Origin of the sequence: Bradyrhizobium sp. 76, from assembly GCF_023073025.1 — a bacterium.
Lineage (GTDB): Bacteria > Pseudomonadota > Alphaproteobacteria > Rhizobiales > Xanthobacteraceae > Bradyrhizobium.
In genome coordinates this window covers 56,829-68,470 of the sequence record NZ_JADPIS010000116.1, presented here as the reverse complement: position 1 = coordinate 68,470, position 11,642 = coordinate 56,829, and the positions used below count along the sequence as shown (strand labels likewise).

General features: G+C 58.5%; 7 protein-coding genes and 7 pseudogenes. 10 read left to right on the top strand and 4 right to left on the bottom strand.

Annotation, left to right across the window (positions count from 1 at the left end; all coding sequences use genetic code 11):
- Window positions 1-36: 36 nt before the first annotated feature.
- Both IVB48_RS32800 and IVB48_RS32795 read right to left on the bottom strand, forming a co-directional pair.
- A pseudogene (locus IVB48_RS32800) lies at window positions 37-452 on the bottom strand (acyl-homoserine-lactone synthase); the annotation flags it as partial.
- A gap of 76 nt (window positions 453-528) precedes the next feature.
- Window positions 529-996 carry a LuxR C-terminal-related transcriptional regulator gene (locus IVB48_RS32795; protein WP_247406640.1) on the bottom strand — a complete coding sequence of 156 codons (468 nt, stop codon included), beginning with the start codon at window positions 994-996 and terminating at the stop codon, window positions 529-531.
- A gap of 598 nt (window positions 997-1,594) precedes the next feature.
- On the opposite strand from IVB48_RS32795, the gene ald reads away from it, so the two are divergent.
- Window positions 1,595-2,707, top strand: coding sequence for an alanine dehydrogenase (gene ald / locus IVB48_RS32790; RefSeq protein ID WP_247338333.1), 1,113 nt, complete (start codon window positions 1,595-1,597; stop codon window positions 2,705-2,707).
- A gap of 224 nt (window positions 2,708-2,931) precedes the next feature.
- Here ald and IVB48_RS41460 read toward each other — a convergent pair.
- A pseudogene (locus IVB48_RS41460) lies at window positions 2,932-4,611 on the bottom strand (aldehyde dehydrogenase family protein).
- A gap of 1,349 nt (window positions 4,612-5,960) precedes the next feature.
- Window positions 5,961-6,241 (bottom strand): annotated as a pseudogene (locus tag IVB48_RS32775) (hypothetical protein); the annotation flags it as partial.
- Between IVB48_RS32775 and IVB48_RS32770 the strand changes: the two are divergent.
- From IVB48_RS32770 to IVB48_RS32730, 9 genes and pseudogenes are all read left to right on the top strand, one after another.
- A pseudogene (locus IVB48_RS32770) lies at window positions 6,145-6,404 on the top strand (cysteine desulfurase NifS); the annotation flags it as partial. The pseudogenes IVB48_RS32775 and IVB48_RS32770 sit on opposite strands and share 97 nt — an antisense overlap.
- A pseudogene (gene nifT, locus IVB48_RS32765) lies at window positions 6,401-6,672 on the top strand (putative nitrogen fixation protein NifT). The pseudogenes IVB48_RS32770 and nifT, both read left to right, overlap by 4 nt.
- A gap of 1,126 nt (window positions 6,673-7,798) precedes the next feature.
- Window positions 7,799-8,224 (top strand): annotated as a pseudogene (locus tag IVB48_RS32760) (nitrogenase cofactor biosynthesis protein NifB); the annotation flags it as partial.
- A 92-nt stretch (window positions 8,225-8,316) separates the two neighbouring features.
- Window positions 8,317-8,559, top strand: a complete 243-nt coding sequence (locus tag IVB48_RS32755; RefSeq protein WP_247282157.1) for a ferredoxin — start codon at window positions 8,317-8,319, stop codon at window positions 8,557-8,559.
- Window positions 8,560-9,487: 928 nt separating this feature from the next.
- The gene (locus IVB48_RS32750) at window positions 9,488-9,802 is read left to right on the top strand and encodes a nitrogen fixation protein NifZ (RefSeq protein ID WP_247406637.1); all 315 of its coding nucleotides are present in this window, start codon (window positions 9,488-9,490) and stop codon (window positions 9,800-9,802) included.
- Window positions 9,799-10,037, top strand: a pseudogene (locus IVB48_RS32745) (nitrogen fixation protein NifZ). The gene IVB48_RS32750 and the pseudogene IVB48_RS32745 overlap by 4 nt, the downstream one beginning before the upstream one ends.
- Window positions 10,038-10,052: 15 nt before the next feature.
- Entirely contained in the window at window positions 10,053-10,394 is a 342-nt protein-coding gene (locus IVB48_RS32740) for a DUF3024 domain-containing protein (RefSeq protein WP_247406635.1), read from the top strand.
- A gap of 31 nt (window positions 10,395-10,425) precedes the next feature.
- A complete protein-coding gene (locus IVB48_RS32735; RefSeq protein WP_247406633.1) occupies window positions 10,426-10,695 on the top strand; it encodes a DUF6129 family protein in 270 nt (89 codons plus the stop codon).
- A gap of 557 nt (window positions 10,696-11,252) precedes the next feature.
- Window positions 11,253-11,459, top strand: coding sequence for a hypothetical protein (locus IVB48_RS32730; RefSeq protein WP_018459463.1), 207 nt, complete (start codon window positions 11,253-11,255; stop codon window positions 11,457-11,459).
- Window positions 11,460-11,642: the final 183 nt, after the last annotated feature.

Here is an 11,642-nt window from a genome sequence, read left to right as displayed (position 1 = left end):
TCAGTCAAGAGAATACAAACGGCCACCTGGGCAGTTACTCAATTCGATGGAAAGGCCAAATTCAATCATGCCCGCAAACAGCACGTAAGTGGCAGCAGCAACTCCACCGCTCGCCGGCGCATCCGCGGGAACATCGAGCGCGAATCGGCTGCTCTCCAGATCCAGTCGCTTCGTGGTGCCGGCTGCCCGTCCAGCAGGATCGGAAAAGTGTCCCTCAGCATGGTTGCCCCGGTGGAAGGCAAAAGCCGCACGCAACCTTGAATTTGTCCGGCTCCCGAGCGGTTCAGTAGACGCACCGGTCGAAGGACGTCAAATTCGTCCACTTCCATGTCGCCGCTGACTTCGACGGTCCAATCCAGACGCTGCTTGAAAGCGCGGTAGCGCAGCCGGTGCATCTCGGCGCGATCGTTGACGAATTCCCCGTAGTACTCCGGCATGATGAGCTGCATCATTCTCGCCTCCCTGCTTGATTTCGGCAACTAAGCAGAGAGGCCTAGGCGAGCGCATCCTGTGCAGTTCCAGAGGCGTTTATGGAGGGCTGGCGATCCATTTTCGAGATTTTGATTCGGTCAACAGCACGATCGCTTGACGCAGGGAGCTGACACGGAGCTTCGCACGGGCGCTGTCCAGGTGAAAACCCGCGGTTTGCTCTGCGATACCGAGAATGATCCCGATCTCCCCGGCCGATTTACCGCGCGCGGACCATTCGAGACACTGGTACTCGCGAGGAGACAGCACCACGCCGCCGACCATGCGATCAATCGTCCAGAACCGTTTTGCATGTTCATGGAAAACGGTTGCGACTAACCGCAGGCTCTGGGCGTGCTCGAGAAGCGCGCGCGCGAAACCAGCTCGACGCTCGTCAGTTGCAAAGCTCAGCGCGGCGATTACGCACCTGTCATCGAGGATAGCGAATGTAAACCCGCAGCGGATTCCAAATTTGTCGGCTTCTTCGAACAGAGCGCGTTCAGGCTTCGGCCGATTTTCGCACTTCAAATCCGGGCCCCGATCGGAAGGGCTTAGGCTGGCGCATTGCCCGACGTACCACCGGATCGACGGAGTCGTAGCCGCGCTGCAGATGGATGACGGTCCAGGAGGGGGATATGTCGAGATCAGGTTGCAAGCACTGCCTGGCTCGCGGGAAGAGCGAGATATGCGAAGCACGATAGCTTGAGCGCAGCGGCGACCCAAGCCATGCTCTGCTAAGCTGCGTCTCGATGCGTACTTTCGATCAATCGTTCAGCAGACCTTTGAAAAACCCGATCCATCCTTTGATGAACTAACGGGCCTCCATCGCAAGCGCTACTCATTTTAGCAAATCGAGCATCGTTGCGAATGAGGCAAAACAACGAAGAAGTCGATCCAATCCGGCGTAGATCAATCCTGATCACGACTGTTTGGTTTGGCTGCCGGGGCCGCATCAGGTCTCGCCACCCTGTGGTAGCATCCTGCAACTCGGCAGTATTCGGTTGTCCGTTCGAAATCCTGCAAGCAGGCATGTAAGATCGCCGGATTACTGCGCTATTTGGCCTCTCGCCCCGAGGTTTGTGACGCTCTTCCGATTACAACGAGCTGCTCACCATGGAGATTGCAAATGAAGGTCGGTGTTCCCAAGGAAATCAAGACGCACGAGTACCGCGTCGGCCTGACGCCTGGGGCCGTCCGCGAATACGTGGCCGCTGGCCACAGCGTATTGCTCGAGACGAACGCCGGCGCCGGGATTGGCGCAACAGACGAGATTTACCAAAAGGCTGGAGCAACGATTGCGGCCTCTGCTCGCGAGGTGTTCGCGTCAAGCGAAATGATCGTGAAAGTCAAGGAGCCGCAGCCCTCCGAATGGACGCAGCTGCGAGAAAACCAGATCCTCTTCACTTATCTGCATTTGGCTCCGGATCCGGAGCAGGCGAAGGGCCTTATCAAGTCTGGCTGCACCGCAATTGCCTATGAAACTGTGACTGACGCGAACGGCGGCCTTCCACTGCTTGCCCCTATGAGCGAGGTTGCGGGACGACTTGCGATCGAGGCCGCGGGTGCCGCGCTGAAGAGGTACGCCGGCGGACGGGGACTGCTGATTGGCGGGGTACCGGGCGTGCCACCCGCTCGCATCGTGGTGATCGGCGGGGGCGTTGTCGGCACTCACGCTGCAAGGATGGCGGCAGGCTTAGGCGCTGAGGTCACAATCCTCGACCGTTCGATTCCCAGGCTTCGCGAACTGGATGAGCAGTTCGAAGGGCGAGTACGGACCAGATTCTCGACGATCGAGGCCGTTGAAGAAGAGGTATTTGCGGCAGATGTTGTCATTGGCGCCGTTCTCGTTCCTGGCGCGAGCGCGCCGAAACTGGTCAGCCGAGGTATGTTGAGCTCGATGCGCAAAGGCTCCGTGATCGTGGACGTGGCGATCGATCAGGGCGGATGTTTCGAGACATCGCGGGCGACGACACATGCCGATCCAACCTATGAGGTGGATGGCGTGATCCATTATTGCGTTGCAAACATGCCCGGAGCTGTGCCGCTCACCTCAAGCCAGGCACTCAACAACGCTACGCTACCTTTTGGTTTGGCTCTCGCAAGTAAAGGATTTGCAGCTGTGCTCGAAGATCCGCATCTGCGCGCCGGCCTAAATGTCTATCGGGGCCGGCTAACCTATAAGGCTGTCGCCGAGAGTCTTGGGCTTCCCTTCTCGCCGATCGAACAGGCTGCGGCCTGATCCCAGAGGCTCTGCTGCGGACATTCTCTCGCAGACTTGGGCCACTCATCAGAGTGGCCCTTTTTTTGTGCCGAGTATCAGCCACAGCTTGGAGTGGAAGTCCTCTAGGCAAGGCGACGGCGAGGGGCTCGCGAAGCGCAAGCGCGTCAACACGCCCGGGGCTTTTTCAATGCGGGGCACGGAAGGGACGACTGCTAGTGCCTTTGCGCACGTCCAACCCGCAGCTAGAGCTCACTCGGGGCGCGGTCGGGCACATCATCCTTCCAGCGTACCGATCCAAACGGGCGCTCCAGCATACGACGGAGACGCACGGGCTCAGGCCCGACATGGAAAGCCGTGGCCTTGCATCTAATGCGCGCTCCGAGCGCGTCCAGCGGTTGCGTTGGCGCAAATAATCGAGCCATGTCGGGCAGTGATAGCGCTCGGTCCACAGCTCGGGTCGGCGATATCACGCCCAATCGACCAGCCATAGGCGCCGTTGCGTTGCCCATAGCGCTGCACATTCTGCATAACGTTGTGGAAGGCTCTCGCATTTTCCGAAGCCACACGATATTCGAGCTCAACCACCAGCGGGCCGCTCCGGTATGTCAGCAGAAGCCGCTCCTTAGGATCGCAAGCATTTCGGCGTCCTCCCCGCGATCGGTGATGGCCGGCATGCGCAGCCAGCGCCCTAGCAGCGGCAAGAGCAGCATCAATCCGGCAGAGGCGAGCAGCGTGATGTCCACACCGACGGCATCGGTGAGGCGACCCCAGCCCCAACTGCCAAGAGCGAGGCCTCCAGAGAACGCAGCCTGCCAAGCTGCAACGGATCGGCCCGCAACCCAGCGCGGGGCCGAAAGCTGCACGTCAATGTTGAACGGCATCACGTCCATACGGCGCCCGCAAAAACAGAGCTGCGGCTGTCAAGGCCGAATTATGACTGAGCACCATCGCCGCGATCGCGCCGCTCATGGACAGTGTGCAGGCACGAACCGCATCTTCGCCGATCTCTATGCCGCGACCTTGGTCGAGAGCTTCTGCACGAATTCCTCATAGATGCTTGCCTGTGCGTAGAGGCGATTGGCGCAGACGCAGGTCTGGTCCATGTTGCGGTATTTGGAGACGATGGCGCCCTCGATGGCGGATATGGGATCGTCGAACTCCACGAACGGCGCCAGCTCGAGGCCGAGCTTCTTCAGGCCGATGCAGGCCCGACCGTAGAGGATCTTGCCGACCTCCGTCGAGCCGGTGAGGCCGACAAAGCGCACGGCCGCGTGCTCGCACAAAACCTCGCCGATCCTCCCGAATCTCCGGCGATGACGTTGAAGACACTCTTGGGCACGCCTGCCTTCTCAGCCAGGGCTGCGAGCGCAACCGCCGAGAGCGGCGTCTGATTGCCTGGCTTCAGCACCACGGTGCACCTGCGGCGAGCGCCAGCCCGACCTTGCGGGTGATCATCGAGTTGGGGAAGTTCCACGGCGTGTGGCGCCGCAGACGCCAATCGGTGGCGTGATCGCAAGCAGCCTTGCATCCGGGCGCGGCGAGAGAATCGTTTCGCCATAGACGCGGCGCGCCTCTTCGGCGTACAACTCGACATAGGCGCCCCGATATCGAGTTCGCCTAGCGCCTCAGAGAGCGGTTTGCCCTGCTTGGAGGTCAGGATTAGCGCGAGATTCTCGCGATTTGCGACGATCAATTCGTACCATTTGCGCAGGGTGTTGGAACGTTGCTTGGCTGTGAGTTTAGCCCATGCAGGGAGCGCTCTTTCAGCAGCCTCCACGGCTCTCGTGCAGCCGCGGCTGAGAGCTGCGGCAGTTTGGCGAGCCAAATGCTGATCGCCAGATTGTTTTTACCGCAAGGCGATGTGAGCCAACTCAGGCGCCATCAATGTAGCTGGTCTCCCGCCGAAGTGACAGGTCCTTCAGACGCTAGCGAAGGAGGACAAGCCTTGCGTGGATTGTGCGCCGGTGGTCGGGGTCGTCGCCTTGCTCCTGGAGGTCTTCAAATTCGAGCAATCAGGTCTTCGTCGACCGCGAAAAAAGGCCGCGCGAGATACCGCGCGGCCGAGTCAGGGAGGAAACGCCCCGAAGGGCACTGAATAGGAGCTCGGCAAGTAAATGAACTCACCGCGAACTCCAATCTTGCACGAAAGGTCGTTAGATCGTGCAAGCGGATATCGGATACTCATTTACCTGAGAGGATTGGAGGCGTTCGTAGCGATATCTTGCAGTTTTTGTGCGCAGATTTCGCCAACTTCGCAGCACTTGCTATCTGCAAGCGCTTCTCGCGAGAACATTCGAACTTGCGTACTGTTCATTGAGAGCATCGAACATTCGCTCGTGTACGCGTCCGTCCCTTTGATGGTTTCAGGATTTACGGAAATCAATCTAAATTAGTCAGCGCTCGTGACAAGCGGCGGAGAAATGTTGAGCGCGGCGATCCAGCAGGATAGCTGCGCGTCGCGACAGTGCGAACCAGCATCGGGCGCCTCCGGACAAGTCATTTGAGGGGCAAAATGCGCAAAGTTGCGATCGGAATTCGTGGAGATCATCACCGCGTCGCGGATTGCGCGTTGGGCTACGCGAACAGCTGGCACCGCCGGGGATTTCAAGCGCCATTGTCACAGGCGCAATCTGCGCTGTCGCCATGCTCTACGGGAGCGTGGCGCAACGTGAGTCGAATGCCAGCAACGAATTCAAAGATCATGTTACATCGTTGTCACAGACCTTCTTGGAATCTGGGCAAATTGCAACCCTCCCTGCGGTCTGTCATCAATCTCTACGCAGCGGGCTTCCAGAAAGTGGTCTCGGCCCGACGAAGCCTTGGCTTCAGCGAGATTGAGGAGTTCAAGGCAAGTTACGAATAGCCGTCCGCGCAGTTGAGCATCGGGTGAGCGAGCTCAATCAGCCTCAGCGCCCGATATTGATGCTGAAGATGCGTTGCCACGACCATGAATTGATGTTGCGCGGCGAGGACAAACCCATCGCGATGAAAATCGTAGAAAGAGCGCCTCCGGGGCTGGATTCCATCACGGAGGTGGTTCCTCGGCACCAGCGTGGCGGAGCGAGAGCATCACAACTATCGTTATGAGGAGGACACGGCCGCGACGTCTCGGGCATCAAAGAACAACGGCAACTGTGGTGAAGTTCATAGTCTTGGAATCAGCTAGTAGTTCATTTTAAAGTGTCAGCGTGCTTCCTCGTGCTACTTCTTTGCTCCTTGCGGAGTCGCCAAGTGTTGGACGCAACGACCACTGCACTTTTGCGTGCTGTTCGTCCGAGGTGGTCTCCTCGGTCTGAGCCTTGATCTGGGCCACGCGCCCCAATGTCAGCCTTCTTGCCGGCGCCATTGACGATGGTGGTGTTCTCCTTGCCGATCATCACCCTTCTTGGTGCGACCGAGCACGTTGAGCGTGACGTTCTTCAGTTTAACGCCGAGATCTTCCGAGATCGCTTGGCGAAAGAGACGCAATTCTCCACCATCTAAATCGTGCGGGCATTGCCGCTTCGCTCGGATCAGCCTGCGGATCCTGCTCAATCGCGCCATCGCATGTCCTGCACGGCGCGCTGCGCTTGTCCCTGCCGCGTGAGACAACCCTCCAGAGGTCGACCAGGTCGTCTCCGTATTGTCAAACATTGTGGCTCACCTGCGCGCCAACTCGCGGGAGCATGCTAAACCACACAAGTATGCATCGCGGTCGAGAAAATTGGCCTCATGAAACTCTTGAGTCGCCGCTCTCTTGATGCGGGCCTTTCGCAAGAAAGATCTCGAAGAGCCGATCGCGGAATCCGAGTATGAAACGCTCCGGGGCGGTTGGGATCAGAATGGCCATTAACTGGATGCTCGATCTGCCTGAGATGGCGAGCGACACGCCGCTCCCGATCACAATGAATGCCAAAACGCGCGGGAAGAGAGGGGGACCGATGAACGCGCTCCCGCGAATTGAAATTTGTCAACGCAGTCGACGCGAAGGCGATTCCTACTGATCTTGGGGTGAGGATGAGAGCTCAGCATTGTTCCGTATCTCGGACCTGACCTCGCCGAGTTGATCGGACCAGATATGCCAGTGACACAGGAGGCCTTCTGCCTTCTCCAGCAAAGTTGCACTATCGCGCGAGGCCAAAGGCAACGTCTCGGATGTCGAGAGCGACACACATCGCTCCACCGTGACGGCATTGACGGTCCAGGCGTTCGTGCGCGGGTGGAGCCGACCCCACTGCATCATCATCTAGCATCCTTACCACGGCCTGTGATAGTCGACTCTTGGTACGACGGCGCGATGCGGACGGCTCTCCGGTACACGCGACGGATGGCGTGAGGTGAAGGTATCGCGCGCTCCGGCATCCACGTCGATTGCTGGTATCCAATTTACGATCCGGCAGGCCAAGAGGTTGATCATGCCTCGGCGGCCCCATTGGCCTACTGTGCTGCGCAACACGCACGGCAGCGTGCTGCCGGTCAAGAGCTTTCTAATTACTGACGCTGGATTATGTTGAGGTTCTGACTGAAATCGGCATCCAGACACCAGTTCCCGACCTCATCAAGGAAAGGCGGAACGGATGCAGCTTCCTCCCTCTTCTTCGGCTGTCTCTTCACTGATCTGCTTTTGCTATTTATGCCCGGCAGATCACCAAACGCTCGGCTGACGTCCATCACGCGATCGTCGATCCGCAAGCACTCTCACGCAACGAACTCTGCTTTCTGGTCGAGCAACACCTGACACTGGTCGCGATATGGCCCGCACGCGATAGAGATGTTGAGCGCCAAGTAGCGGCGCAAAGTGGTCTTCTCGCCGCCGTCCGCTAGTAGGAAGAGGTCGCATCGCAAGCGACCGGTGCGTGTTGGGAGATCTCACGCGAGCTCAATGAGAACCCAACGGCCATCTCCGTCACAATTGCGACGCCTGTCGCATTTCCGACGTGTGAACTGTCGCTGACGCGTGCACAACTGTGCGGACCAAGTCGAGCTAACTCGTTCATACGGCGGGAATGCCATCGCCATCCGAGATGGCACGCGAGTTGCTAACTCTCGTTCTGTGGCCGCTCAGGCTGATCGCCATGGGCACACTTGGTAGAGAATTGAATATGGACGCTGTTGCCGGACGCGGAAAACATGTCAAAGATGCTGAGGATAGCGGCGGGATGCGCCGATTATAAGGGTTCCCGGAGCTCTTCGAAGAATGGCAAAGGGAGCTATGGGTCACAGGCTGTCCCAGGCGATCTGCCGGCCGAAATCTGGGACAAAGTTAGGACGCATCCCTGCTATAGCGAAGAAGCTCATCATCATGACGCTCGCATCCATGTCGCGGTCGCGCCGGCGTGCAATTTTCAATGCAACTACTGCAATCGTAAGTACGACTGCGCCAAAGAATCGCGTCCCGGTGTTGGTCGTGACAAGCTCACTCCTGAGCAGGCGGCGGGAAAGCTGCTCGCGGTAGCCACCAGAATTCCGCAGCTGACTGTGCTCGGTATCGTCGGCCCCGGCGATGCCTTGGCCAATCCGAAAACGACTTATCATGCCATAGATCTCCGTGCCCGAGTACGGCGCAGCATTCGGGCTCAAAGGCCAAGCGCGGCGACGCCGCGATCCCGCAAGAACCGCTGATCTCGGTCGCGTAAGAGGTCGTATCTATGCCATTCAAGATCGTCGCCTCGCAGTGGACGCGTTCCTCGGATTGTGAACCCTTATACCCGAATGTTGCAACGTCGGAGAAGGCTGGAAGCTTCGCAATTGAATCCCAGAAATGCACCGAACGCATCGTCTACTTTGACGAGCCGCAGTGTGTCGCTGTCTGTCCAGTTGAAAACACCAACGTCATGGATACATCAGTGTCGCGTTTACCACGCGCCTGCCTCAAAGGGGGGTGCTCGTGAACTTCATGCCGAGCTCCGTCACTCCAAAGTCGCGAGTATCGCCGTGTGCATTGACGGCGCCGCAGGCGTCGACTTGCAATTTCCTGTTATGGCCATGGATTACTCGGGATCGATCGCCAACATCGGTGCGTAGGCGGCGCCACGGGCCACGTAAGAAAGTAACGGAGCGCAACGGTCCAAAGTTGCGCCTCGATGTCGAGTGCCCACTAAGCAGCGCTGTCATCGATTTGACCCACGCCGCTGTGCAGACGAGCCTGTTCTTCGCCGAGCCAGGTGCATCGCGTTGCACTGTCGAAGGGGCCACCTGTCAGAGGAGCAAAGCTGCGCATGAACCTGGACCCAGTCATTCCACTATCAGGCAGCAAGGGAGCATTGGTCGCACACACGCGGCTCGACGAAGGTCTGCTACCCGAAGCGGAGGATCAGCAACGGCAGGCCGGGCTCTTCTATCATCTGGAGGGAGTGGCCGAAAACATCTGCTCGAAGCAGAGACGTTGGCCTCTGTTCCGATCGAGCTTTACCGCTTACACTTCTACAGACTCGCTGGGCTAAGACGTCGGAGGTGGCAAAGCTCTGCATTTTATCGCGTCTGTTGGGTCGGGACGCAGCGCATCGCGCCGCGCCGGCTTGGTTGGCTGATGAATCATGAGGCTATTGAGTTTCGCCGCATGGTGGCACGACGTATGGGGCCGCTTGCCACGGTGAACGACCCGGATACCTCCGTGCACCTCGAGTACGCGCAGCGACCTTCACCTCATTTGGTAACCGCTCTGAACCGCGAAGCTGAACGGCATGCCCGCTACGAAGTGGCGAGTCGCATCGCGGATGACGAGTCGGCGTGTCTCATCGCAGACAAGGACAATATGCTGCAGAAGAGCACCTCTGCTCGCGTCTCCGTGCGCCCTGTAGGTTCGCGAGGGGGCGGTGCATGAACATGATCGTTTCCGACAGTGATGTGGTCCAGCTAAGCGGGCGGCCCGCGTTCAGCTTTGGCGAAAAGGTGAGGGCCAGCAGTACCATCCGCAATGACGGCACCCTTTGCGGCAAGGAGATCGGCGACATTCTGGCCAAGAAGGGCGACCTGGGTTACGTCGTTTCCATCGGTACGTTCCTGCAGAAATTCTATATCTGCGGTGTCGAACTTCTTGAAAGTGGCTACCGCGTCGACGTGAGGCGCAAAGAGGTCGGATCGGTCGACGAGGGCGTAGATGATCTGCCATTGCCGGAAGTGGCTGTGTCATGACAGAGCCGCGCGTTCCAAAATATCGATCGGGCCAGCGCGTGAAAACGGCAGCCAATCTCATCAAGACGAGTCAGTTGCCACCGCGCCGCCTGATGGGATCCTGGTCGGCGCCGGTGCCATCGGCGAGATCGTCCGGGTCGCGATGCATACCGAAGCAAGCGTGCCGATTTATCTTGTAGATTTTGGTGAGCGGCTGGTCGTTGGTTGTCTTGAAGAAGAGATCACAGTCCTTTGAGGGGATGTTCTCGCAATGAGAGTGTCGAGAGAGGTACCGGTCGGGCTGATCCCGCATCCGAACGAGCTAGATCGCAAGCGGATCGAACGTGCTTTGATCTCCCGCAAGCACTCGCCGAGTGTGACGCCGGTAAAGGCTGGCTATCTCATTGAGAGTCCCTGCTGCTCGCGCAATATTGAGAACGATGGCGGCCAGATCGATGTCGCGCTGTTTCATTACGATGCCGTGAGCGGGATCTGGAAACTGTTCTTCAAGAATCATGCGCGAGGAAGCTGGAAATTCTACAGCATTTTCCACCGGCTTGCGTCGGCGATCGACGAATTGAACACGGATCCCGAGCGGCTGTTCTGGCAGTGATGCTCATTGGCAACAATCATAAGGAGTCACAATGGCGCTCGCCACAGAACAATTGATCGAAATCGAACGCCTGCTTGAGACAGCTAACACAGACACTAGCGCCGTTGCTGACCTAAGGCGCCGCTTTCCGCAGCTCACCCTGGTTCGATGTGATGCGTCGGATGTGACGCAGCAGCCATTCCGGCGTCTTCCGCAGTTTGACCTGCATCTAATCGATGGATCTGACCACTGCATGCAGATTACGGCCGACCAGGCGCGAGCGACTGGATTGGTGCTGGCTAGAAGGCATGTTGAGTGGTGATCGGCACTGGACCCACACAGAATCGCCTCGATGACGCGGAGTCGGTGAATGCAATTCCACTCTCGCGTCCTGATATCATTGCTGCCGACTCTCGGCCGTCGAGGCGCTATTGTGTTCGCAGCGAATTTCCAGTCGGTCGACGACTGAGATGCTCGAACGAGCTTTCGCGATCTATGTTGGCCGCAAGCATAGCGTTGCGGTTCCAAACGCACGATTGGGCTCCTGCCTGGCCTGAAGGCGCTCGGTATCGAGCGGGAAGAGGTAATCGCCTCTTCCTATTCGTTTCTCAGACCCTGCATGCCGTCAATCTGGCGGACGCACGGGGGAGTTTGCCGACACCGAATGTTGGTCCGAAACGTGCCTCAAGACGAATGCCGAAGAACGCATGAGGCCTAACACACGGGCGATTATCGCCGCCAACCCGAACGGGCCCCCGGCACCAATGCAGGTGCGAAGTTTAAGTCGCTGCGCGAGGTCCACCCCAAGGGGGCCGAAACTGAACACGCCACAATCGAGCAACCCACCGGTCTCTAAACCTGGCAAAAAGCGGGAACGATATGAATCCGCAGATCATCATTCACGTCCGCTTCGCCCCGAATGGCAGGGTGATCCAGATCAGCGAGCGCCCGGCGAGGCTCACGCCCGACCAATGGTTTGATGTTCTCAAGACCCGAGCCGGCTCTGCCTATCGCCCACTGTCCCGTGGTCGTGGCGTTTTTCGGGTGACCCGGGCCGCAGTTGATACCTTCAAGCAGAAACTGTGACGCCGGCATGAGCGAAGAGATCATCGATATCGTGGCTAGCCACGATATTGGGGTGTTCGCAGGCTGTCCCGCCGATGCGATCGAGCGGGTGGCGCCAGGGCGTGCAGTCTGTCGCAGATCGAAGACATCGGCGAGGGCCTGCCGGTTACAATTCTTGTGATTCTTTCGGCAATGACTATTTCG

Coding starts and splice junctions, on each gene's coding strand:
- ald (WP_247338333.1), top strand. CDS start 1,595: ATGAAGGTCGGTGTTCCCAAGGAAATCAAGACGCACGAGTACCGCGTC.
- IVB48_RS32740 (WP_247406635.1), top strand. CDS start 10,053: ATGAGAGTGTCGAGAGAGGTACCGGTCGGGCTGATCCCGCATCCGAAC.
- IVB48_RS32730 (WP_018459463.1), top strand. CDS start 11,253: ATGAATCCGCAGATCATCATTCACGTCCGCTTCGCCCCGAATGGCAGG.
- IVB48_RS32750 (WP_247406637.1), top strand. CDS start 9,488: ATGAACATGATCGTTTCCGACAGTGATGTGGTCCAGCTAAGCGGGCGG.
- IVB48_RS32735 (WP_247406633.1), top strand. CDS start 10,426: ATGGCGCTCGCCACAGAACAATTGATCGAAATCGAACGCCTGCTTGAG.
- IVB48_RS32755 (WP_247282157.1), top strand. CDS start 8,317: ATGCCATTCAAGATCGTCGCCTCGCAGTGGACGCGTTCCTCGGATTGT.